Raw genomic sequence first — 23,481 nt, 5'->3', positions numbered from 1 at the left:
CGGACAACCGGATGGACGACGACCTGGGCCGCATCGTGCTGGAGGGCGGCGGCGGCGGGCAGATGACCGAGTCGTACGAGCTGGCCATGTACTTCATGGCCCGGCACACCGTGACCGACTCCTGGGAGAAGCGCGGCCGGCGCGGCTACCTGTTCATCATCGGCGACGAGCTGGCGTACCCGCGGGTGAAGGCGCGCGAGGTGGCCGGGCTGATCGGCGACGACCTGCGCGAGGACGTGCCCCTGCGGCAGGTCGTCGACGAGGTCACCCGCCGCTGGGACACCTACTACCTGCTTCCCGCCGGCAGCCACTACTCCGGCAACGCCAAGGTGCTCGACTTCTGGCGGGACCTGCTCGGGCAGAACGCCGTCGTGCTGGACGACCTCGACGCGGTCTGCGAGACCATCGCGCTCACCATCGGGCTCGGCGAGCAGGCCGTCGACCTGGACGAGGGCCTGCGCCACCTCGACCGGGCCGGTTCGAGCGCCACCGGCACGGTCTCCAAGGCGCTGGCCCGGCTGGGTCGGGGGCGGCGCGCCGAGGTCTCGACGCTGCCCGCGTTCCGCGACACCGGCGGCGAGGTGACCCGGCTGTGAGCAGGCACGTGGCGGTGGTCGACCTCGGCTACGGCGACGCCGGCAAGGGCACGGTCGTGGACTGGCTCTGCGCCACCCGGCCCGTGCACACGGTGGTCCGCTTCAACGGGGGCGCGCAGGCGGCGCACAACGTCGTGCTGGGCGACGGGCGGCACCACACGTTCGCGCAGTTCGGCGCCGGGACCTTCCACCCCGGCGTCCGTACGCACCTGTCGCGGCACGTGGTGGTGGACCCGCTGGCGCTGGCCGCCGAGGCCGACCACCTCGCCGCCGTCGGGGTGCCCGACGCGCTCGACCGGCTGACGGTGGACGGGGAGGCGCTGCTCGCCACCCCGTACCACCGGGCCGCCAACCGGGCCCGGGAGATCGCCCGGGGAGCCGACCGGCACGGCTCCTGCGGGCTGGGGGTGGGCGAGACCATGGCGTACGCGCTCGCCCACCCCGACGAGGCGCCCCGGGTGGCCGACTGCCTCGACCCGGCGCTGCTGCGCCGCCGGCTGACCGCCCTGCGGGACCGGCTGGCCGCCGAGCTCGGCCCGCTGGACGCGCCGCCCGTCGACGACTGCCTGCCCGCGTTCACCGGGTTCGCCGGGCGGGTCGCGATCGTCGACCGGAGCTGGCTGGCCGGGGCGCTGCGCGCCGGCACCTGCGTCTTCGAGGGGGCGCAGGGGGTGCTGCTCGACGAGTGGCACGGCTTCCACCCGTACACGACGTGGAGCACCACCACGTTCGCCAACGTCGACGGCCTGCTCACCGAGGCGGGCCAGGCCGGCACGGCCACCCGGATCGGGGTGCTGCGCGTGGTCACCACCCGGCACGGCCCGGGCCCGCTGGTGACCGAGGACCCGGCCCTGCCGCTGACCGACCCGCACAACCCGACCAACCCGTGGCAGGGGCGCTTCCGGTTCGGCCACTTCGACGCGGTCGCCCACCGGTACGCCCTCGCCGCCGCCGGCGGGGTCGACGGCCTGGCGCTGACCCACGTCGACCTCGCGGGCCCCGCGCTGCGGATCTGCCGCCGCTACGACCGGACCGACCGGCTCACCCCGGGCCCGCCCGGCGACCTGGACCGGCAGGCGGCGCTGACCGCCCGGCTGCTGCGCTCCCGCCCGGTCCACGACGACGCCCCCGCCGACTGGCCGTCGGCGGTCGCCGAGGGGCTGGCCACGCCGGTGGTGCTCACCTCGCACGGCCCCACCGCCGGCGACAAGGTCCCGCACGGCCCGCTGCTCGCCCCACCGATCCTGGTCGGCCCTGGTCCCGGCGCCTCGGGCTGATCCGGCGCGTCTCCCGGCGCACGGCCGGCGGCCTCCCCGTGCGGCGCGGTATCGGCGCGGCCCCGGTCCGGCAGGCCGGGCTGCCCCGGCGAGTCTCGCGACTCGGCCACCGGGCGGGTCGCGCCCGACGAGCATGGGGGCATGGAGTCCGCGATCGACCTGATGCGGCAGCTGGTCACCTCCCCCTGGGTGTACCTGCTGCTGTTCGGGCTCACCGCGGTCGACGCGTTCTTTCCGGCGGTACCCGGGGAGGCGGCCGTGATCACCGCCGCCGTGCTCGCCGCCGGCGGCAACCCCAACCTGGTCGCGGTGATCGTCGCCGCCGCGCTCGGAGCCTGCGCCGGCGACCACGTCTCGTACGCCATCGGGCGCGGCGGCGGCGCGAACCGGCTCGCCCGGCTACCCGCCGACAGTCGACGCCGGGCCGGCTCCGAGTGGGCCCGGCGGGCCGTGCACCGGCGCGGCGGGCTGATCCTGACCACCGCCCGCTACGTGCCCGGCGGCCGCACGGCGGTCACCCTCACCATGGGGGCGGTCCGTTACCCGCTCCGCTCGTTCCTGCTGTTCGACGCGATCGCGGCGACGAGTTGGGCGCTCTACTGCGCCCTGCTCGGCTACTTCGGCGGGCTGGCGTTCGAACGCGACCCGGTCAAGGGCATCCTGGCGGGGGTGGGCGCGTCGGTGGCGGTCACGCTGCTGTTGGAGTCGATCCGCTGGCTGCGCCACCGCACCCCCCGCCGCGCGGCGGACGAGCGGCGCGGGCCGACGAACGGCGCCGGCCCATGAGTGGGCGCCGGCCGACGGATGGGCGCCGGCCATGAGTGGGCGCCGGCCATGAGTGGGCGCCGGCCATGAGTGGAACGTCATGGGTGTCATGGCGGGCCGGAGACACCCGTGACGTTCCACCGGTGCCCAAGGCTCCACGACGGCGACCAGCGGGCCGGAGCGCGGCGGCCCTCTCTGCCACGCGGCCACGGCGGCCAGCATGCCGCACAGGCACGGCGACCCCCTGCCGAGCGAGGGCGGTCAGAGGAGGTCGGCGTCGTGGACCACGATCGCGAGCTGCACCCGGTTGGCGAGCTGGAGCTTGGCGAGCGCGCGGCTGACGTGCGCCTTGACGGTCGCCTCGCTCATCGTCAGGTGGCGGGCGATCTCGCCGTTGCCCAGCCCCCGGCCCACCTCCCGGACGATCTCCAGCTCCCGCTCGGTGAGCTGGCCGAGCCGCCGCCGCGCGGCGTCCCGCCGGGCCGGGCCACGCTCGGCGAAGGAGTCGATCAGCCGCCGGGTCACGGTGGGTGCGAGCATCGCGTTGCCGGCAGCCACCGTCCGCACCGCCGCGGCGAGGTCCCGGGGCGGCGTGTCCTTCAGCAGGAAGCCGACGGCCCCGGCGCGTAGCGCCTGGTGCACGTACTCGTCCCGGTCGAAGGTGGTCAACATGATCACCTTCGCGCCGGTGGCGACCAGCTCCGGCGCGGCGGTCAGCCCGTCGACGCCCGACATCCGGACGTCGAGCAGGACCACGTCGGGACGGAGCCGCCGCGCCTCGGCCAGCGCCCCCGCCCCGTCGGCCGCCTCGCCTACGACTGCGAGGTCCGGCGCCGCCTCCAGGATCAGCCGCAGGCCGGAGCGGACGAGGTGCTCGTCGTCGACGACCAGGACACGGATCACGTCGCCTCCTCGACCGGGATCAGCGCCCGGATCAGGAAGCCGCCGTCGCGCGAGCCGGCCTCCAGCCGCCCGCCCAGCAGCTCCACCCGCTCCCGCAGGCCAATCAGCCCGAGCCCCGCACCCGGCAGGCCCACACCGTCCGTCGACCCGCCACCCGCGCCCCGCGCCGCCGCACCGTCCGCCGGCCGACTCACCACACCCCGCACGGCCGCGCGATCCGCCACCCGATCACCCGCATCCGGCAGGCCCGCACCACCCGTCGCATCCCGCACAGCCGCGCGATCCGCCACCCGACCACCCGCACCCGGCCCGGGCTCGGCACTCTCCGGGGGTGCGCCCGCGTCCGCCCCGGGCACGCCGCCCGGCGGGCCGTTGCGGACGACGACCTCCAGCCCGCCGGACAGGTGGCGCAGCCGGACGGTGGTGTCCGCGTCCGGCGCGTGCTTGCGGACGTTCGTCAGCGCCTCCTGGACCACCCGGTACACGGTCCGGCCGACGGTGGCGGGAACGGCCCGGGGCGTCCCCTCGTCGCGCCGGTCGATCCGCAGCCCGGCGGCGCGGGACTCCCGCACCAGGTCGTCGACGCCGGCCAGCCCGTCCGCCACGGTCGTCGGCTGGCCGGCGAACCCGGGCTGGCGCAGCACGCCGAGCACCTCGCGCAGGTCGGCGAGGGCCTGCCGCCCGGTGGACCGGATCAGGGTCGCGGTCTCGGCGGTCGCCGGATCGGTGGCGGTGACCTCCAGCGCTCCCGCGTGCACCACCATCAGCGACACCCGGTGCGCCACCACGTCGTGCATCTCCCGGGCGATCCGGGCGCGCTCCTCGGCCCGGACGCGCTCCGCGCGCGCCTCCTGCTCGCGTTCCAACCGCTCCGCCCGGTCCCGCAGGACGCTGAGAGTGTCCCGGCGGGCGCGGATCCAGAGCCCGACGACCAGCGGAAACAACACGGTCAGCGCGAACATCGCCGTCGCGTTGGCGGGCGTCGCGGTGGTCAGCCGCCGCTCGCCGCCGACGGCCACCCCGATCAGCACGCCCACGGCCGAGACGAGGGTCGCGCCGGCAAGGAAGGCGGTGAGCCGCCGCCGGTCCCGCAGCCGCAGGCCCGCCTGACCGGACGCCACGACCGCCGCCGGCCAGGCCGCCAGGAGCAGCCACGCCCCGGCGGCCGCCACGAACACCGGCCAGCACCGCACGCGTACCGTCGCGGCGGCCCAGCCCGCGAGGACGGCGACCGCGAGGACCAGCGCGCGGGGCAGCGGCGAGCGCACCCCCAGCGCGCCGGTCGCCGACCCCCAGACCGTCGCCGCCACGACGACGGCGAGCAGCACGGGAGCGTACCGGTCGACGGTGTGGCGGAGCGCGGCGGCGCGGGAGGTCACCTCCCGAGCCTAGGCCGGTCGGAGGCCGCTGCCGCCCGGCCGCCTCCGGTGCCCGCCCCGCTCAGGCACCCGGCGACCGGTGCAGGTCGATCAGCTGGGCCAGGTGTCGGCCGGCCGTCAGCAGCGGCCGGTCGCTGCGGGAGACCTGGGCCGCGAGTTCGGCGCCCTCCAGCGCGGAGATGACCGTGTGGGCCAACTCCTCCGCGTCGTCCTCCGCGATACCGGCGCGACGGAGCTTGTCCGCGACCAGCAGCCGCCAGTGCGCGAACGCTTCCGCGGCGGCCCGCTGGATGTCCGGCGCCCGGCTCGCCGTGCCGAGGGCGGTGGCGGTGACCGGGCAGCCGTCGGCCCAGTCCGAGTCGCGCAGCCCTTCGGCGAGCTCGCGGGCGCAGGCGACCACCGCCTCGGCCGGGTCGGCCACCTGGTCGAGGATCGCCCGGAGCAACTCGGCGAACTCCTGGTCGCCGTGGCGGATGGCGGCCACGGCCAGCTCCTGCTTGCCGCCAGGGAAGAAGTGGTAGACCGAGCCCAGCGTCGCCGCGGCCTCCACGGAGATCTGCTTGATCCCGGTGCCGTCGTAGCCCTGGCGCTGCATCAACCGGGAGGCGACCCGCACGATCCGGTCCCGGGTGCCGAGGCTGCCGTCCGCGGTCGCGGGCTGCCGGGCGGCCGACGTCTTCATGCGGCCCAGGCTACCGGATAGAACGTTCGCTCTAATGCCGTGCTAGCGTCCTCCCACTAGATAGAGCGTTCGTTCTAGAAGGAGATACGTGATGGCTGACCGCGCAGTGACCGTCATCGGCCTCGGTCCGATGGGCCGGGCGATGGTGGAGACGTTCCTGGACAGGGGGTTCGAGGTCACGGTCTGGAACCGGACGGCGGCCAAGGCCGACGAACTGGTGCGTCGGGGCGCCCGCCGGGCGGCGAGCGTGGACGAGGCCCTGACCGCCAACGAGTTGGTCGTCCTCAGCCTCACCGACTACGCGGCGATGTACGCGATCCTCGGCCCAGCCACGGACGCGCTCTCCGGTCGGGTCGTCGCCAACCTCAGCTCGGACACCCCGCAGCGGGCTCGGGAGGCGGCGGCCTGGCTCGCCGAGCGCGGCGCACGGCAGCTCACCGGCGGGGTGCAGGTGCCGCCGTCCGGCATCGGGAACCCCGACTCCGCCACCTACTACAGCGGCCCCGCAGACGCGTTCGAGGCACACCGGCAGACGTTGGAGGTGCTGACGAGCACCGACTACCGGGGGGAGGACCCGGGCCTGGCGGCGCTGTACTACCAGCTCGAAATGAACATGTTCTGGACAGTCATGGTCAGCTGGCTGCACACCCTGGCCGTGGCCCGCACCCACGGCATCACCGCGACGGACTTCCTCCCCGCGGCGCTGAAGACGGCAAACGTGGCCCAGTTCCTGGAGTTCTACACGCCGCGCGTCGACAAGGGCGACCACCGAGGGGACGTCGACCGGGTGGCCATGGGCGAGGCGAGCATCGGGCACGTCCTGCACACCGTGGAGGCGGCCGGCATCGACACCACCCTGCCGGCCGCGGTGCTCGACGCCTTCCGGCGGGCCACGGCGGACGGCCGCGCCGACCAGAGCCTCACCAGCCTCGTCGAGGTGTTCGGCGCCGGTGTGGACGGCCGGCACGCCGCCGCGCCGGCCCACGCCCGACCCTGAGAACGGGCCGTGTCCGACCCGGATCCGTCTCCGGGTCGGGCACGACTTAAGTCGCACCTGCCGCCTGACCGTCGGCCGATGGCCGCGCCGTCCCGTTGCACCAGCATCGGGATCATGGATTCGGTGCTCGACCTGCTCCACCAGACGATGTCCTCGCCCTGGGTCTACCTGGCGCTCTTCGCGATCGCGGTGATCGACGGCTTCTTCCCGGCGGTACCCAGCGAGACGGCCGTGATCACCGCCGGCGTGTTCGCGGCGACCGGTCAGCCCGACCTGCCGGCCGTGATCGTGGTCGCGGCGGCCGGCGCGCTGGTCGGCGACCACGTCTCGTACGCCATCGGCCGGCACGGCGGCGGTCGGCTGCTCGCCCGCCTGCCGGAGGACGGTCGGCGGCGCGCCGCCTACGAGTGGGCGCGGCGCGGGATCGCCGCCCGGGGCGGGCTGATCCTCACCGTCGCCCGGTACGTCCCGGGTGGCCGGACCGCCGTCACCATGACCATGGGCGCGACCCGCTTTCCCCGGCGGCGGTTCCTCGCCTTCGACGCGCTCGCCGCCTGCTCGTGGGGCGTCTACTCGGCGCTGGTCGGCTACCTGGGCGGGCTCGCCTTCGAGCAGGACCCGATCCGTGGGCTGCTGCTCGGCCTGGGTCTCGCCCTGACGGTGACCCTGGTGGTGGAGGGGTTCCGCTGGCTCGCGGGCCGCCGCCGGGTGGCCGCCGCCGCGCCGGCCCGGGAGCCGGCCCGGCTGCCGCGCTGACCCCGCTCGGGCGTCGGCCGCCGCACCCGGGAGCTGGCCAGACCGCGGCTCCGACCCCGCTCGGGCGTCGGCCGCCGCACCCGGGAGCCGGCCCGGCTGCGGCGCTGCCCCCCGCTCCTGGCGGCCCGGCCTGCTACCGCCCGGGCCGCCAGGCGGTGCCGGCCAGCAGCTGGCCCGCCCCGAGCCAGGCGACGTTCATCATCCGGGTCGCGGTCTTCTCCGGGTCGGCCTCCGGGTGGTCGGCGAGCCAGTCGGCCAGCGACTCGGTCGCCCCCACCAGGGCGTACGCGACGACCTCCAGGTCGGTCTCGCCGGCCTCGCGCCCCTCGGCGCGCAGCGCGTGGTCGAGCATCCCGGCGACGATGTCGACCAGTCGGGCGCGCATGCCCGCCAGCTCGCCGGCGAACGGCTGCTCGCCCCGGGCCTGCCGGTAGAGCACCGCCCACCCGTCCCGGTGCGCCCCGACGAAGCCGAAGAACGCCCGCAGGCCGCGCCAGAGCCGCTCGTCGGCCGGCAGCTCCGGCGCGGCCGCTCCGGCGATGGCCTGCATCATCCGGGTGCCCTCCCGGTGCAGGCAGGCGACGAAGAGCTCCTCCTTGGTGCCGAGGTAGGCGTAGACCATCGGCTTGGAGATGCCGGCGTCCTCGGCGATCTCGTCCATGCTGGCCGCGTGGAAGCCCCTGCGGGAGAAGACTTTCACGGCCGCGTCGAGCATCTGCTGCTCGCGTACGGCACGGGGGAGGCGCTTGAAGGTGGGTGCGGTGGACACCCTTGCGAGCATACCTACTCGTGCGTAGGGTTACGCACGAGTAGCCAACACCCGGAAGGTGCAGCCCCATGACTGACTTCGACCCGGCCAACTTCGCGAACGTCGGCCCCAAGGAGTTCGCCCAGCTGGTGAAGTCCACCCCGGACGACAAGATCGCCGAGGTCATGTCCGGCGACCTGCGCGGCAAGATCCTCGGCGAGGTCTTCGGTCGGATGCCGCAGCTCTTCCGCGCCGACCGGGCGGGCTCGACCAACGCGGTCATCCACTGGAACATCACCGGCCGTCCCGACGGCGGCACCGACACCTACGAGGTGGTCATCGCCGACGGCGCGTGCACGGTCAACGAGACCGCGCAGCACGACCCGAAGCTCAGCCTCACCATGGGCCCGGTCGAGTTCCTGAAGATCGTCTCCGGCGGCGCCAACCCGGTGATGATGTTCATGACCGGCAAGCTCAAGGCCAAGGGCGACCTGGGCCTGGCCGCCAACATCGCCAACCTGTTCGACATCCCCAAGGCCTGACATGGCCGAGTTCTCGCTCGACCTGAACGAGGAACAGCGGGATCTGCGCGACTGGGTGCACGGCTTCGCCGCCGAGGTCGTGCGCCCGGCCGCGGCCGAGTGGGACGCCCGGGAGGAGACCCCCTGGCCGATCATCCAGGAGGCGGCGAAGGTCGGCCTGTACGGCTTCGAGTTCCTCGCCACCTGCTGGGCCGACCCCACCGGCCTCTCCCTCCCGATCGCCAGCGAGGAACTCTTCTGGGGTGACGCCGGCATCGGGCTGGGCATCTTCGGCACCTCCCTCGCGGTGGCCGCCATCTACGGCGCCGGCACGCCCGACCAGATGGTCGAGTGGGTGCCGCAGTGCTTCGGCACCGTCGACGAGCCGGCCGTCGCCGCGTTCTGCACCAGCGAGCCCGAGGCCGGCTCCGACGTCGGGGCGATGCGCACCCGCGCCGTCTACGACGAGGCGTCCGACGAGTGGGTGCTGAGCGGGCAGAAGGCGTACGCCACCAACGGCGGGATCGCCGGGGTGCACGTGGTCACCGCCTCGGTCGACCCGACGCTCGGCTCCCGTGGGCAGGCGGCGTTCGTCGTACCGCCGGGCACCACCGGGCTGACCGCGACCCGCAAGCTGCGCAAGCTGGGCCTGCGCGCGTCGCACACCGCCGACGTCTTCCTCGACGACGTACGCGTGCCGGGGCGCTGCCTGCTCGGCGGCAAGGACGCCCTGGACGAGCGGTTGGCGCGGGCCCGATCCGGCCAGCGCGCCTCCGGCCAGGCGGCGATGCGCACCTTCGAGCTGTCCCGACCCACTGTCGGCGCGCAGGCGCTGGGCGTGGCCCGGGCCGCCTACGAGTACGCCCTGGACTACGCGAAGGACCGGGTCCAGTTCGGCCGGCCGATCATCGAGAACCAGGCGGTCGCGTTCGCGCTGGCCGACATGAAGACGGAGATCGACGCCGCCCGGCTGCTGGTCTGGCGGGCCTCCTGGATGGGCCGCAACAACCGGCCCTTCACCGCCGGCGAGGGCTCGATGTCCAAGCTGAAGGCCGGCGAGGTGGCCGTCTCCGTCACCGAGAAGGCCGTGCAGCTGCTCGGCGGGGCCGGTTTCCTGCGGGACCACCCGGTCGAGCGCTGGTACCGGGACGCCAAGATCTACACCATCTTCGAGGGCACCTCCGAGATCCAGCGACTGGTCATCTCGCGCGCCATCTCCGGCGTCCAGATCCGCTGACCCCGCACCCCGCCCGGCCGGGCCGCCGACCGGCGGCCCGGACGGGCGCAGCGCCGCCCGAAGGCCCGTTCGACCAACGGCCCGGACGACCGCAACCCTCCCCTCAGGGGCCGCCGACCCGCGCGGCCCGGACGACCGCAGCACTCCCCTGAGGTGCCGCCGACCGGCGGCCCGGACAGCAGCACCCCCGAGGGCCGCCTTCCGGCCCGAACGACCGCAGCACCCCGACCAGCCCCGGCGCGTGATCGAAGTGATCGCCCGCGGCGGGCCCCCGAGCGGGGCCCTCCGCGCACCGCACGAGGAGGCCACGTCATGGACCTGCCGTTCGTCATCGCCACCCTGACCCGGCGCGGGTTACTCACCCCCGGCCGGCCGTCCCGCATCGCCGCCCAGCTCGGCGCGCTGCGCAAGTGGGGCCTGAGCCTCGGCGGGGAGCTGCGCCAGGCCGCCGCCCGCAACCCCGACCGGACCGTGGTGATCGACGAGGGGGGCGCCGCGCTGACGTACGCCGAGCTGCTGGACCGGGCCGAGCGGACGGCCCGGGCGATGCGGGCGGCGCTCGGGGTGCGGGCCGGCGACCGGATCGGCGTCCTCTGCCGCAACCACCACGGCCTGATCGAGACGATCGTCGCCGCCACCCTGCTCGGCGCGGACGCCGTGCTCGTCAACACGGGGCTCTCCGCCGCGCAGCTCGCCACCGTCGCGGAGGAGCAGCGGCTGCGGGTGCTGGTGCACGACGCGGAGTTCGCCGAGCGGGTCGTCGGCCTGCCCGCCGAGGTGCAGCGGCTCGACGAGCGCGCCCGGGAGGAGCTGGTGACGGGCGCGTCCCCCGGCGCGCTGCGCCCGCCGGACCGCGACGGCCGGATCATCGTGCTCACCTCCGGCACCACCGGCGCCCCGAAGGGCGCCCGGCGACCGACGCCGCACGGGTTCGGCCCGCTGGTCTCCATCATCGACCGCATCCCGCTGCACGCCGGGGACCGGGTGCTGATCGCCGCGCCGATCTTCCACACCTGGGGGTTCGCGGCCCTGCAGGTGTGCTTCGCCCTGCGGGCGACGATCGTGCTGCACCGCCGATTCGACCCGACCGCCACGCTCGCCGCCCTGGCGGAGCAGCGCTGCGACGCGCTCTTCGCCGTGCCGGTGATGCTGCAGCGGCTGCTGGAGGTGCCGCCGCCGGACCCACGGCCCCCGCTGAAGGTGGTCGCGGTCAGCGGATCCGCGCTGCCCGGCGGCCTCGCCCCCAGGTTCATGGACGTCTACGGCGACGTGCTCTACAACCTGTACGGCTCGACCGAGGTCTCCTGGGCCTCCATCGCCGGCCCGGCCGACCTGCGCGCGGCGCCCACCACGGCCGGCCGGCCGCCGCGCGGTACCCGGTTGGCGATCCTCGGCGCGGCCGGCGAGCCGATGCCGGACGGCGCGGTGGGCCGGATCTTCGTCGGCAACGAGATGCTCTTCGAGGGCTACACCTCCGGCGCCACCCGGGAGCGCCACGACGGGCTGCTCGACACCGGCGACCTGGGCCGGGTCGACGCCGACGGGCTGCTCTTCGTCGACGGCCGGGCGGACGACATGATCGTCTCGGGCGGGGAGAACGTCTTTCCGTCCGAGGTGGAGGACCTGTTGGCCGGGCTGCCGCAGGTGCGCGAGGCAGCGGTGATCGGCGTGCCCGACCCCGAGTACGGCCAGCGCCTCGCCGCGTTCCTCGCCCTGCACCCCGGCGAGACCCTCGACCCGGAGGCCGTCCGCGAGTACGTCCGGCACTACCTGGCCCGCTTCTCCGTGCCCCGCGACGTCGTCTTCGTCAGGTACCTGCCGCGCAACGCGACCGGCAAGGTGCTCACCCGCGAGCTGCGCCGCTACTACCCCTGACCCGCTGCCCGGCGTCGCCCCGGGCCGCCGGGGCCGGGCGCGGGCCGTTCCCGTTCGCGCTCCCGGGGCCGGCGGTTCCCGTTCGCGCCGCCGGCGGTTCGCCTTCGCATCCCCGGCGGTTCGCCTTCGCGCCGCCGGCCGTTCCCGTTCGCGCTCCCGGCCGCGCCCCCTAGGCTGGCAGCACGATGATCAGGTCAGAGTCCCGCCGCCGGACGCCCCTGCTGCTGGTCGAGGCCGCGACGCTGCTCTCCGGCATCGGCAACGGGGTGGCCACCGTGGCCCTGCCCTGGCTGGTGCTGGAACGCACCGGCAGCGCCACCGCGGCCGGCGTCGTCGCGGCGGCCACCGCGCTGCCGCTGCTGCTGTCCAGCCTGGTCTCCGGCACCGTGGTGGACCTGTTGGGCCGGCGGCGTACGGCCCTGGTCTCCGACGCGCTCTCCGCCGTCTCGGTCGCCGCGATCCCGGCGCTGGACGCCCTGGTCGGGCTGAACCTCGGCTGGATCGTGGCGCTGGCCGCACTCGGCGCCGTCTTCGACCCGGCCGGGCTGACCGCCCGGGAGACCCTGCTGCCCGCCGCCGCGCAGGCCGCCCGGTGGCGGATCGAGCGGGCCAACGGCATCCACGAGGCGGTCTGGGGCCTCGCCTTCCTGATCGGGCCCGGCGTCGGCGGCGTGCTCATCGCCGCGATCGGGCCCGGCCCGACGCTCTGGGCCACCGCCGCCGGATTCGCGCTGGCCGTCGCGATGGTCGCCGCCGTCCGGCTGCCCGGAGCCGGCCGCCCCGAGCGGCCCCCGGCCGGCCTGTGGGCCGGTACTGCGGAGGGGCTGCGGTTCGTCTGGCGGGACCGGCTGCTGCGGACCATCGCGCTGATCACCATGGTGCTGGTCGCGCTCTACCTGCCGGTCGAGGGCGTGCTGCTGCCGGCGTGGTTCGTCGACCAGGGCGAGCCGGCCCGGCTCGGCGCGATCCTCATGGCGATGAGCGCCGGAGCGGTGGTCGGAGCGCTCGCCTCCGGCACGGCGGGACGGCGGATCCGGCGGCGCACCCTCATGGTGATCTCCCTCGTCGTCACCGGGGTGGCCCTGGTCGGGCTGGCGACCCTGCCGCCGTACCCGGCCATGCTCGGCTTCGCCGCCGTGATCGGGCTCGCGTACGGGCCGGTCAACCCGCTGGCCAACTACGCCATGCAGACCCGCACCCCGGAGCGGCTGCGCGGCCGGGTGGTCGGGGTGATGACCTCCTTCACGTACGCCGCCGGCCCGGCGGGCTACCTGGCCGCCGGGCCGTTGGTGGAGTGGCTCGGGCTGCGCCCGGCGTTCCTGCTGCTCGCCGGGGCGCTGCTGGTGGCGGCGCTGGTCGCCGCGCCGCTGCCGGTGCTGCGGGCGCTGGACGAGCCGCCCCGCCACCCGCCCGCCCCGGACGGCGGCACGTCGGGCCGGGTCGAGGGCCCGCTCCCGCTCGGCGAGCAGTGGGCGCCCTCGGCGCACCGGGACCCGCCGGATCAGGGATAGAGCGTGAACCCGGGCGCGGTGGCGATGGCGGTCAACTGCGCCATGGTGACCACCGGCGGCGGCGCGGGCTCCAGCGACTTGGGGCCGTCCTTGATTCTCATGATCATCGGGAAGTTGTCCGCGTACACCGTCACGGTCGTGCCGTCCGTCCGCTGCACCCGCACCGTGCGCCGCTCCGCACCCTTGTGGCTCGGGTTCGGCTGGATGCTGGCGGAGAGCAGACTCCTGCCAGTCGCCGCAGAGCAGGTACGCCGTGCGGCGCAGCGGCTCCAGCCTCGCCCCGACGTACTCGCGGTAACTCTCGATGTCGGCAGGCAATCCCGCCACCTCCTCGCCTCACCGCTCAACCGGAGGCCGGGAGGGTGGAGGTTGCCCGGTCAGCCCGGGATCGTGATCCGGCCCTCGGCGGCGGCGGAGGCGATGTCGGTGCGGTGGTGCGAGCCGGGCAGGTCGACGCCGCGTACCAGCTCGTAGGCGGCCTCGCGCGCGGCGGCCAGGTCGGGGCCGGTGGCCGTACAGGAGAGGACCCGGCCCCCGGCGGAGAGCAATGCGCCGTCGGCGGCCCGCCGCGCGGTGCCCGCGTGGATGACGCCCGGGCGCTCGGCCCCGGAGATCACGTCACCGGTACGCGGGGCGGCCGGGTAGCCCTCGGCGGCGACCACGACCGTGACGGCCGCACCGTCGCGCCAGCGCAGCGGCGGGTGCGCGGCCAGCGTGCCGGTGGCGGCGGCGTGCAGCAGCCCGGCGAGCGGCGTCTCCAGCAGCGCGAGCACCACCTGCGTCTCCGGGTCGCCGAAGCGGGCGTTGAACTCGATCACCCGGGGGCCGTCGGCGGTGATCGCCAGCCCGACGTAGAGCAGGCCGGCGAACGGCGTGCCGCGGCGCGCCATCTCGGCCAGGGTCGGGTGGACGACGTCGCGCATGACCTCGTCGACCAGGCCGGGCGGCGCCCAGGGCAGCGGCGCGTACGCCCCCATGCCGCCGGTGTTCGGGCCGGTGTCGCCGTCGCCGACCCGCTTGAAGTCCTGCGCCGGCAGCAGCGGCACCGCCGCCTCGCCGTCGGTGACCACGAAGAGGGAGACCTCCGGGCCGGCCAGGTATTCCTCCACGACGACCCGGCCGCACTCCTCGGCGTGCCGCAGCGCGGCGGCGCGGTCGTCGGTCACCACGACGCCCTTGCCGGCGGCGAGCCCGTCGTTCTTCACCACGTACGGCGCGCCGAACTCGTCCAGCGCCCGGCCGGTGCTCGCCGCGTCGGTGCAGGTGTACGCGCGGGCGGTCGGCACGCCGGCGGCGGTCATCACGTCCTTGGCGAACGTCTTCGAGCCCTCCAGCCGGGCCGCCTCCCCGGACGGCCCGAACGCGGGGATCCCCTTGGCGCGTACGGCGTCGGCGACCCCGGCCACCAGCGGCGCCTCCGGCCCGATCACCACCAGGTCGGCGCCGGTCTCCACCGCCAGCGCCGCAACACCCGCCGGATCGCACGGATCGACGCCCCGCACCGAGGCGACCGAGGCGATCCCGGGATTGCCGGGCGCCGCGATCAACCGCTCGACGGACGGATCAGACGCGAGGCCCAGCGCGAGCGCATGCTCCCGCCCCCCACCACCAAGAAGAAGTACGCGCACGCCCGCATCCTACTGACCCCTCCCCCCCGCCCTCGTTGATCATGGCGTTAGCGGCGAAGTCGATCGCGATCAGTGCCGCCAACGCCATGATCAACGGGGTGAGGGGGCGGGGGCCGGGGGGCGGGGGCCGGGGGGCGGGGGTGGGTGGGGGTCAGCGGTGGGGGGAGGTGGTGATGGCGTTGCGGACGGTCCAGGGGATGTAGCCGGGGTCCAGGGTGTCGGCCCAGGTGAAGCGGAGGACGGTCCACCCGGCGTTGACCAGGCGGTTCTGTCGGCGCCGGTCGGCGAAGATCGCCTCGGGGCTGCCGTGCGGCCCTCGGCCGTCGGCCTCGGCGATCACCCTCGGGCCACGCCAACCCAGGTCACCGACGCCGAGCAGGTAGCCGTCGTCGTCCCGCACCGGCAGCTGGAGGACGTCCGGGGGCACTCTGCCGTCGACGCAACGCAGCCTCGTCCGGGTCTCCAGCGGGGACTGCGCGCGGCCGTCCGCCTCCGCGAGGTAGCCGCGCGCGGCCACCGCTCCCCGCCGGCGCCGCAACAGGCGCGGCAGGAACGACAGGTCGTCCTCCGTGATCAACCGGCGGTACAGCGCCGAGTCCAGCACCGAGACCGCCGGGTACCGGCCGACACGCCGGATCACCTCGGCCACGGTACGCAGCGGACAGGTGGCCGCCATACCGTCGACGCGGACGACCGAGGCCGCCGGGTGTTCCAGTTGGTGGAGCACCAGACCGGGGTGCCCGACCCGCTCCCGCCTCGCGGCGGCGCCGGGCAGCGCCACGTGGATCTCGTCGCTGCGCGGCAGCCCGGCGATGCCGTGAAGCTCAGCCGCCGTACCGAGGACCGCGTGCGCATGCGGTCCCAGCGAGAGCAGCGCCGCCCGGATCCGTCGCCGCCGTACGAGCGGCACGTCCGGGCCGGCGACGGCGCGTTCGTCCGGCGACTCCCCGCCCACCCCACCGCCGACCAGGTAGACGGTCCGGGCGACTCGTCGCCAGCGGCCGAACGTCACCAGGTTGTCGATCTCATGCCGCCCGAACCCGATCCTCAGCGCCTGGGCCCGGGTGACCAACCCGTCCTGCCCGCCAACGATTCGCCGCAGCTCCCTCGCACGATCCACGACCACCCACCCTGGCCCACCCCGCCCTCTCCCGCTCCCCCCTGTGGACAACCACCCCACACCTGTGGACAACCACCCCCAGGCTCTCGTGGCCCACTGCCCCCGGCTCTCGTGGCCCACGGCCCCCAGTCCTGGTTGATCATGGCGTTAGCGGCACTGATCGCGATCAACTTCGCCGCTAACGCCATGATCAACGGGGCGGGTCCGGGGGGAGGGGGGAGGGGGAGGGGGGTTAGGGGAGGAGGGGGTGGCGGAGGACGTTTTCCTCGCGGCCTGGGCCCACGCCTACCACGCTGACGCGGGTGCCGCAGAGTTCCTCGATGCGGGCGATGTAGCGGCGGGCGTTCTCCGGGAGCTCGTCCTCGGTGCGGGCCTTGGTGATGTCCTCCCACCAGCCGTCGAGCTCCTCGTAGATCGGAGTCGCGTGGTGGAAGTCGGTCTGGGTCATCGGCATGTCGTCGAAGCGCTCGCCGTTGATCTCGTACCCGACGCAGATCGGCACCTTCGGCAGGCCGGTGAGCACGTCGAGCTTGGTGACCACCAGGTCGGTGACGCCGTTGAGGCGGCAGGCGTACCGGGCGACGACGGCGTCGAACCAGCCGCAGCGACGCTCCCGGCCCGTGGTGGTGCCGTACTCGTGGCCGATCTTGCGCAGGTGCTGGCCGTTGTCGTCGAAGAGCTCGGTCGGGAACGGCCCGGAGCCGACGCGCGTCGTGTACGCCTTGCTGACCGCGATGACCTTGCTGATCGCCGTCGGCGGGATGCCGGCGCCCACGCAGGCCCCGCCGGCCGTCGGGTTCGACGAGGTCACGAAGGGGTACGTGCCGTGGTCCATGTCGAGCATGGTGGCCTGGGCGCCCTCCAGCAGGACGGTCTCGCCGCGGTCCAGCGCGTCCCAGAGCATCACCCGGGTCTCCGCGATGTACGGCTTGAGTCGCTCCGCGTACTGGAGATATTCCTCGACGGTCTCGTCGACGTCGATCGCCTTGCGGTTGTAGGTCTTGAACAGGAGCTGGTTCTTCTCGCGCAGCGCCAGCTCCAGCTTCTTGCGCAGGATGCCCGGGTCGAGCAGGTCCTGCAGCCGGATCCCCATCCGGGCGACCTTGTCCCCGTACGCAGGGCCGATGCCCCGGCCGGTGGTGCCGATGCGGGAGCTGCCGAGGTAGCGTTCGACGACCCGGTCGAGGGCCCGGTGGTGGGGCATGATCAGGTGCGCGTCGCCGGAGATGCGCAGCCGGCTGACGTCCACGCCCCGCTCGGCGAGCCCGTCGATCTCGGCCAGCAGCACCTTCGGGTCGACCACGACACCGTTGCCGATGACGATCATCGCGCTCGGGGAGAGCGCGCCCGACGGCATCAGGTGCAGCGCGTACTTCTGGCCGTCCGGGGTGATCACCGTGTGGCCGGCGTTGTTGCCGCCGGAGTAGCGCACGACGTAGTCGACCCGCTCACCCAGCAGGTCGGTAACCTTGCCCTTGCCCTCGTCGCCCCACTGGGCGCCGAGGAGCACGATCGCTGGCATCTTCTCGCCTCCAGAAGGCTCGGGTGCCAGGTGGCGACCGGTCAGCGAGCCCGGGGTGTCAGGCTAACAAGTAGTGACGGCGCGGCCGGCAGGGGTCGCGTCGAGAGGCAGGAGGCCGTTTCCGTGTACGACGTGGTGCTGCTCACCCTCGGCTCGGAGCGCGACGCGCCCGGCGGGGCCTGCGGCAGCGGCGGTGGCTGCTGCGGCGGTGCGACGGCGCCCGGGGCCGGGACCGGAACGCCCGGAACCGACGCCGCAACGCCCGACGCCGGAACGCCCGACGCCGGAACGCCCGGAACCGACGCCGCAACGCCCGGGACCGACGCCGCAACGCCCAACGCCGGAACGCCCGACGCCGGCGCACACGGGGCCGACGCCGCAGCCGACGGGGCCGCGACCGACGCCGCAGCACGCAGAGCCGACGCCGGAACGCACGGGACCGACGGCGCAACGCCCGACGCCGGGGGGCACGGTGCCGCCGATGTCTGCGGCAGCGACGGGGCCCGGACCGGGGAGCGCTGCGACACCCCCCGGGTGCCGGTGCTGGCCTGCGCGGACGCGCTCACCGCCCGGGGCGCCCGGGTGGAGACGGTCACCGCCCGTTCCGACGCCGAGATCGACGAGGTGCTCGCCCGCTTCGACGGGCCGCCTCGCCCGGACGGCCTCACCTGGCCCGACCCGGACTCCAAGGTCCGGCTGGTGGTCGCGGCGGCGAGCGACGCCCAGTTGCGCGCCGTCGTGCGCCGGCTCGTCCGGCGGTACGCCCCACCGCCCAGCCGCCGCCCCGACGACCTGCCCGGCAACCGGACGGTGCCGGACCTGCCGCCGATCGGCGTACTCCCGCTGGATCCGGCCAGGAGCACCACCCACCGTGACCTGGCGGCGCAGCTCGGGCTGCCCCGCGACCCGGCGGCGGTGGCCGCCGCGGTGCTGGACGGCACCCCCCGCCGGCTGGACCTGCTGCGCAACGACGGCGGCTCGGTGACGCTGGACGGCGCGCTGATCGGCGCCGCCGACGACGGCGGCCGGCCCCTGCACTGGCGGGGACGCGTCGAGGTGGACGACGCCGTCCTCTCCGACGGTGAAGACCCGATCATGGCCTGCGCGATCGGCAACGCGGGCGGCTACGCGCGTCTCGACGACGTGGCGCTGCTCAGCCCGCCGGATCCGACCGACGGGCGGGTCGAGGTGGCGGTCGCGGTGCCGGTGGTCACCCGGTCGACGTTCGGCCGTAAGCGGGTGCGGCTGGAGGTGCGCCGGGCCAGCGGGCGGGCTGTCTCCGTGCTCCCCCGGGACGAGAAGCTCCCATATCTCGACGACGGTGTCGAGGGCGAACTGAACCGAAAGCGGTCCTGGTGGACCGAGCCGGGCGCCTGGGCGGTCTGGGCGGGCTGACCTCGACGTCCCCTCGCGGCACCCCGCCCCCGTTCGGCTCGTGGGCCTATCCTCGGCAGGAGGAATGGGGAGGAACCGTGGTGGACAACAACGCCGACCGGGCCCACGTGCCCGGCCAGCAGCCAGTGCCGGAGCGGGACATCGAACCACTCTGGCCACCGGACCAGATCGACGGTGGGTCGGGTGTCGGCACGCCGCCGTGGGCCGCAGACCCGTCGACCGGCGCACCGCCGCCCGCCGCCCCGCCTCCGGCTCCCCGACCGGCGACCGGTCAGTCACCAGCCGCGCCGCCCTCGCCCGCCGACTACCCGTCGCTCACCGGCGGGGTGCCCGCTCCCAGCGGTTGGGCGACGTCCGGTCAGCCCGGCGGTCCGTCCTGGGCTCCCACCCCGCCCGCGCAGGGCTGGACGCCCCCGATGGTGCACACACCACCGAACCCGGCGATCGGACCGACGGTCCCGCCCGAGGCCGGCCCGGGCGCCTGGCCGACCACCGACACCAGCGGCACGCCGGCCGGCGCGGCCGACGTGGCCGGTACGTCGGACACCGCGGCGGGTGGCACGCCGCCGGCGGTGCCGGTGCCCCGGGTCGACCTCGATCTGCCCTTCACCCTCGACCAGCCGGCCACGGCCGGGCCGGCCCCGGTTCCCCCGTCGGCCGGATCCACGCCCGGTCCCGACGCGTTTCCCGCCAGCGGTGGCGACCCGACGGACCGCACGTCGCAGGGCGCGCGCCCGGACGCCGACGGCCCGGCGCCCGCTCCGGATGAGACCGTCCCGTCCTGGACCGGTGGCGCAAACACGCCGGGCACCTCGTCCTCGGCCAGCGGCAGGGCTGCGGTCGGCGGCTCTGCGCCAACCACCGCCAGCGGCAGGGCCGCGGTCGGCGGCCCACGCGGGGCCGAATCGCCGTGGGCCCAGCCACCGCAACGGACCGGGGCGGCCGGCGCGGAGCCGACCACCGGCTCGACGACTCCGGCCACCGGCGGCTCGGGGCCGGCGCGGCAGGGAACCGGCCCGGAGACGCCGCAGGCGTCTGGCGGTGTGCCGCCGCAGTTCAGCCCGGCGCCGCCGCAACCGGCCGTACCGCCGCAGCCCGTCCCGGCACCGCCGCAACCCGCCGTGCCGCCGCAGGCCGTCCCGGCACCGCCGCAACCGGCCGCACCGCCGCAGCTCGGGCCGTACCCGCCGCAACCCGGGCCGTACCCACCGCAACCCGGGCCGTACCCACCGCAACCCGGGCCGTACCCACCGCAGCCCGGCTGGTACCCGCCGCCCGGGCAGCCGGGGGGCCCGCCGGCACCGCCGCAGGCGTACCAGCCGGCGGCGGGCGTGACCCAGCCGCCGCCCGCCTACCCGGACGCGGCCTGGCGTCCCGATGCCGCCGCGCCGCCGACCGCCGAGGACTTCGCCCGGCGCCGGCAGGTCCGCCCGGCCGACCCGGTCGCCAGCATGGGCGTACGGGCGGTGGCCAACAAGATGGGGTTGCGGCTCCCACCGGGACGGCACGAGCAGGAACTCAAGCGGGACATCGAGATGGTCCGCCGCAACTTCGGCGGCCTGCGTCAGGTGACCGTGGTCAACCCGAAGGGTGGCGCCGGCAAGACGGTAGCCATCCTGCTGCTCGCCATGACCTTCGGTCAGAAGCGCGGCGGCTACGTGCTGGCCTGGGACAACAACGAGACCCAGGGCACCCTGGGCATGCGCGCCCAGCAGGACTTCCACGCCCGTACGGTCCGCGACATGCTGCGAGACCTGGGCCAGTTCCAGGGGCACGGGCGGGTCGGCGACCTGTCGCAGTACGTCCGGTCGCAGGGCGAGGGGATGTTCGACGTGCTCGCCTCCGACGAGTCGGCGACCGGCGGCGAGATGCTCACCGCCGCCGCGTTCGCCGAGATCCGCGAGGTGGTGAGCCGGTTCTACAAGCTGATCTTCGTGGACACCGGCAACAACGTGCGCGCCCAGAACTGGCAGGCCGCGATGGACGCCACCGACCAGTTGGTGGTCACCATGTCGGCCCGGAACGACTCGGCGGAGACGGCCGCCCGGATGCTGGACCACCTGGAGCAGAGCGGTCGGCAGCGGCTGGTCCGCCAGGCGGTGACCGTGGTCTCGATGCCGCCCTCGCGCAAGGAGATCGACCTGCCGGCGATCCAGGAGCACTTCGCGGCCCGGACGCGGGCGGTGCTGCTCGCGCCGTACGAGCGGCTCATCGACACCGGCGAGCCGATCCGCTACTCGGCCCTCTCCTCGGCCACCCGGGACGCCTGGCTGAAGATCGCCGCCGCCGTCGCCGAGGGGCTGTAGGGGCCCGGCCACGCCGTCGGCCGGCCCCGTCGGGCCGGCCGACGGCGCATGCTCAGTTGCTCGCCAGCGCGTCCGCCGCGGCCGGGTCGCAGTCGCGGAGGAACTGGGCGCAGCGGGCCGCCTCGTCCGCCTCGCCGATCTCGTCGGCGGCGCGGGACAGCACGTAGAGGCAGCGCAGGAAGCCCTGGTTCGGCTCGTGCGACCACGGCACGGGGCCGTGGCCCTTCCAGCCGTTGCGGCGCAGCTGGTCCAGCCCCCGGTGGTAGCCGGTGCGCGCGTAGGCGTACGCCGGGACGACCTGGCCCGCGGCGAGCGCCCGGGCCCCCAGCACGCCCCAGCCTGCGCTGTAGGTCGGGAAGCGCGCCGCCACCTCGGCGTACGCCTCGTCGCTGCCGGCCTGCTCGGCGGCGGCCAGCGCGGCGTCGGCCTCGTCGTGCGCGGGGAGGAGGGTGGCCGGTGGTTCCGGCAACAGGTTCTGCATCGTCCCATTCAACCCGCTTCGCCCGCGGGCGCGCGAGGGGGTTGGGCGAGCCGGTTGACTGAACGGCTGAGGAGTTGGTCACGCCTGCGGCCTATTCCACCGGAGGATATTTTCCATTACAACTATTGGTCCGGAGCCTCCCCAGGACCGGGTTACACAGGAGCCCGGTGGCTGCGCCGCCGGGCTCCTGCCCGCTCCGGGAGAGGCCGGCGCGATCCCGGGTCGGCGGCCCGGTGCGGCCCGCGACGACCGGCACCGTCGCCGCGCCCCGCACCCCCGCCGCCGATCCGGGCCGCCGACGGCCCGCCGTCGACACGGCAGCCGACCGCCCTCCGCCGGCCCCGGGCCCCCGACCGCCCTCCGCCGGCCCGCCACGGTACGGCCCGACGCGGGTCCGTCGGGTCCCCCGGCGGCGCGGTGCCCCGCAGGTTTGGCCGGTTGCCCGGGCGGGGCAGGATGGCAGGGGTGCCGACCCCACCTCCCGCGGACGTCATCGAGCCGCACACCTGCACCGACGAGATCGAGACGCGCGCCGAGTTCGACCGGCGGCTGGCCACGGGCAGCCTGGTCGGGCTGACCGTGCAGGGGCTGCGGCTCGACCTCGACCCCGTCCCCGACCTCACCGGCACCGAGGTGGCCGGCACCCTCTTCGTCGGGTGCCGCTTCGCCTCCCGGGAGGTCGGCGCCGACCTGGTCCGGCGCGGCGCGAACGTGGTGCCGCCGTTCTCCGGCCTGCCCTACCCGACCCAGCCGTCGCACCTCTACACGCCGGAGGAGTTGGCCGCCGGCTTCGCCGAGGGCGGCTTCGCCGGGATGTACGACACCCGCGTCTACGAGCACTTCCGCGCGCACGGCGGGGCGCTGCCGGAGGTCAAGGAGGCGCTCGGCCAGCGGCTGCACGACCACGGCGTGGACAACGCGCTCGCCGACGCCACCCGCGCCTGGCTCGCCACGCACGGGCCGCAGTCGGTGGTCGGCGTCATGGGCGGGCACGCGGTGCCGCGCGGCAGCGTGCCCTACCGGATGGCGGCCGTGCTGGGCTGGGAGCTGGCCCGGGCCGACCGGCTGGTGGTGACCGGCGGCGGGCCCGGGGTGATGGAGGCCGCCAACCTCGGCGCGTTCCTGGCGCTGCGGCCGGTCGAGGACCTGGACGCGGCGATCGACCTGCTCGCCGAGGCGCCGGACTTCACCGACCACGACCGCTACACGGCGGCGGCGCTGCGGGTGCGGGAGCGCTACGGCCGGCCGGTGCCGCCGCCCCGGCCCCGCGCCGCCGACCCGGCGGGCGGGTCCCGGGTCGCCCCCGCCGACGTGTCCCGCGTCGACTCGGCCGCACTGGCCGGCGGCGAGGCGGACTGGGCGCGCACCGGTGGGCTCGCCATCCCCACCTGGCTCTACGGGCACGAGCCGGCGAACCTCTTCGCGGGCCGGATCGCCAAGTACTTCTCCAACGCCATCCGGGAGGACACCATCCTGCGGCTGGCCCGGGGCGGGATCGTCTTCGCGCCCGGCCGGGCCGGCACCGTGCAGGAGGTGTTCCAGGCGGCCACGAAGACGTACTACGGCACCGACGGGGCCAGCGGCGCGTACGTCTTCCTGGACCGCGCGTACTGGACGCACGAGTTGCCGGTGGAGGCGCTGCTGCGGCCGTTGCTGGGCGCCTCGCCGTTCGGCGACCTGTCGACCACCGTGCACCTCACCGACGACGTGCACGAGGCCGTCCGGGTGCTGACCGCGAGCTGACCGGCGCCGGACACGCCGACGGCCGGCCCCCGCGCGGGG

The 23,481-nt window shown here is 75.4% G+C and carries 19 protein-coding genes and 2 pseudogenes; 12 read left to right on the top strand and 9 right to left on the bottom strand.

The window, feature by feature from the left end:
- The 3 genes and pseudogenes from ACWENR_RS08840 to ACWENR_RS08830 form a co-directional block, all read left to right on the top strand.
- Positions 1 to 596: pseudogene (locus ACWENR_RS08840) on the top strand (hypothetical protein); the annotation flags it as partial.
- Positions 593 to 1,873, top strand: a complete 1,281-nt coding sequence (locus tag ACWENR_RS08835; protein WP_452276441.1) for an adenylosuccinate synthetase — start codon at positions 593 to 595, stop codon at positions 1,871 to 1,873. The pseudogene ACWENR_RS08840 and the gene ACWENR_RS08835, both read left to right, overlap by 4 nt.
- 141 nt (positions 1,874 to 2,014) lie before the next feature.
- On the top strand, positions 2,015 to 2,659 hold the full coding sequence (locus tag ACWENR_RS08830; protein WP_452276440.1) for a DedA family protein: 645 nt from the start codon (positions 2,015 to 2,017) through the stop codon (positions 2,657 to 2,659).
- A 240-nt stretch (positions 2,660 to 2,899) separates the two neighbouring features.
- On the opposite strand, the gene ACWENR_RS08825 is transcribed toward ACWENR_RS08830, so the two are convergent.
- From ACWENR_RS08825 to ACWENR_RS08815, 3 genes are all read right to left on the bottom strand, one after another.
- Complete coding sequence (locus ACWENR_RS08825) at positions 2,900 to 3,541, bottom strand: response regulator (RefSeq protein WP_452276439.1); 642 nt, start codon at positions 3,539 to 3,541, stop codon at positions 2,900 to 2,902.
- Positions 3,538 to 4,920, bottom strand: a complete 1,383-nt coding sequence (locus ACWENR_RS08820; RefSeq protein ID WP_452276438.1) for a sensor histidine kinase — start codon at positions 4,918 to 4,920, stop codon at positions 3,538 to 3,540. Before ACWENR_RS08820 ends, ACWENR_RS08825 begins: the two co-directional genes overlap by 4 nt.
- Before the next feature lie 61 nt (positions 4,921 to 4,981).
- Positions 4,982 to 5,602, bottom strand: a complete 621-nt coding sequence (locus ACWENR_RS08815) for a TetR/AcrR family transcriptional regulator (protein WP_452276437.1) — start codon at positions 5,600 to 5,602, stop codon at positions 4,982 to 4,984.
- Positions 5,603 to 5,693: 91 nt separating this feature from the next.
- Between ACWENR_RS08815 and ACWENR_RS08810 the strand changes: the two genes are divergently transcribed.
- Complete coding sequence (locus tag ACWENR_RS08810) at positions 5,694 to 6,599, top strand: NAD(P)-dependent oxidoreductase (RefSeq protein ID WP_452276436.1); 906 nt, start codon at positions 5,694 to 5,696, stop codon at positions 6,597 to 6,599.
- A gap of 114 nt (positions 6,600 to 6,713) precedes the next feature.
- A complete protein-coding gene (locus tag ACWENR_RS08805; RefSeq protein ID WP_452276435.1) occupies positions 6,714 to 7,355 on the top strand; it encodes a DedA family protein in 642 nt (213 codons plus the stop codon).
- 133 nt (positions 7,356 to 7,488) lie between these two features.
- Here ACWENR_RS08805 and ACWENR_RS08800 read toward each other — a convergent pair whose 3' ends face one another.
- Positions 7,489 to 8,124, bottom strand: a complete 636-nt coding sequence (locus tag ACWENR_RS08800; protein WP_452276434.1) for a TetR/AcrR family transcriptional regulator — start codon at positions 8,122 to 8,124, stop codon at positions 7,489 to 7,491.
- A gap of 68 nt (positions 8,125 to 8,192) precedes the next feature.
- Here ACWENR_RS08800 and ACWENR_RS08795 point away from each other — a divergent pair, with 68 nt between their 5' ends.
- The 4 genes from ACWENR_RS08795 (at position 8,193) to ACWENR_RS08780 (ending at position 13,247) form a co-directional block, all read left to right on the top strand.
- Complete coding sequence (locus tag ACWENR_RS08795; protein ID WP_357449789.1) at positions 8,193 to 8,645, top strand: SCP2 sterol-binding domain-containing protein; 453 nt, start codon at positions 8,193 to 8,195, stop codon at positions 8,643 to 8,645.
- Position 8,646: 1 nt separating this feature from the next.
- A complete protein-coding gene (locus tag ACWENR_RS08790) occupies positions 8,647 to 9,861 on the top strand; it encodes an acyl-CoA dehydrogenase family protein (protein ID WP_452276433.1) in 1,215 nt (404 codons plus the stop codon).
- A gap of 312 nt (positions 9,862 to 10,173) precedes the next feature.
- The gene (locus tag ACWENR_RS08785; protein WP_452276432.1) at positions 10,174 to 11,736 is read left to right on the top strand and encodes an AMP-binding protein; all 1,563 of its coding nucleotides are present in this window, start codon (positions 10,174 to 10,176) and stop codon (positions 11,734 to 11,736) included.
- A gap of 185 nt (positions 11,737 to 11,921) precedes the next feature.
- A complete protein-coding gene (locus ACWENR_RS08780; protein ID WP_452276431.1) occupies positions 11,922 to 13,247 on the top strand; it encodes an MFS transporter in 1,326 nt (441 codons plus the stop codon).
- Here the strand turns inward: ACWENR_RS08780 and ACWENR_RS08775 are convergent.
- The 4 genes from ACWENR_RS08775 to ACWENR_RS08760 form a co-directional block, all read right to left on the bottom strand.
- Entirely contained in the window at positions 13,238 to 13,405 is a 168-nt protein-coding gene (locus ACWENR_RS08775; protein ID WP_452276430.1) for a hypothetical protein, read from the bottom strand. The genes ACWENR_RS08780 and ACWENR_RS08775 overlap by 10 nt on opposite strands.
- 219 nt (positions 13,406 to 13,624) lie before the next feature.
- Entirely contained in the window at positions 13,625 to 14,875 is a 1,251-nt protein-coding gene (purD, locus tag ACWENR_RS08770; protein ID WP_452276429.1) for a phosphoribosylamine--glycine ligase, read from the bottom strand.
- A gap of 151 nt (positions 14,876 to 15,026) precedes the next feature.
- Positions 15,027 to 15,995, bottom strand: coding sequence for a hypothetical protein (locus ACWENR_RS08765; protein WP_452276428.1), 969 nt, complete (start codon positions 15,993 to 15,995; stop codon positions 15,027 to 15,029).
- A 232-nt stretch (positions 15,996 to 16,227) separates the two neighbouring features.
- Positions 16,228 to 17,517 carry an adenylosuccinate synthase gene (locus ACWENR_RS08760; protein WP_452276427.1) on the bottom strand — a complete coding sequence of 430 codons (1,290 nt, stop codon included), beginning with the start codon at positions 17,515 to 17,517 and terminating at the stop codon, positions 16,228 to 16,230.
- Between the two features lie 486 nt (positions 17,518 to 18,003).
- Here ACWENR_RS08760 and ACWENR_RS08755 point away from each other — a divergent pair.
- Together ACWENR_RS08755 and ACWENR_RS08750 are read left to right on the top strand one after the other, a co-directional pair.
- Positions 18,004 to 18,912, top strand: a pseudogene (locus tag ACWENR_RS08755) (hypothetical protein); the annotation flags it as partial.
- Between the two features lie 80 nt (positions 18,913 to 18,992).
- Positions 18,993 to 21,218, top strand: coding sequence for a chromosome partitioning protein (locus ACWENR_RS08750; protein ID WP_452276426.1), 2,226 nt, complete (start codon positions 18,993 to 18,995; stop codon positions 21,216 to 21,218).
- A gap of 52 nt (positions 21,219 to 21,270) precedes the next feature.
- Here the strand turns inward: ACWENR_RS08750 and ACWENR_RS08745 are convergent, their stop codons facing one another.
- Complete coding sequence (locus tag ACWENR_RS08745; RefSeq protein WP_452276425.1) at positions 21,271 to 21,699, bottom strand: DUF3151 domain-containing protein; 429 nt, start codon at positions 21,697 to 21,699, stop codon at positions 21,271 to 21,273.
- Between the two features lie 465 nt (positions 21,700 to 22,164).
- Between ACWENR_RS08745 and ACWENR_RS08740 the strand changes: the two genes are divergently transcribed.
- A complete protein-coding gene (locus ACWENR_RS08740; RefSeq protein WP_452276424.1) occupies positions 22,165 to 23,442 on the top strand; it encodes an LOG family protein in 1,278 nt (425 codons plus the stop codon).
- The last annotated feature ends 39 nt before the right edge of the window (positions 23,443 to 23,481 follow it).

It is taken from the genome of Micromonospora sp. NPDC004336 (assembly GCF_053602615.1).
Note: the sequence above shows the minus strand (reverse complement) of the source record. Positions and strands in the feature narration are given on the sequence as shown.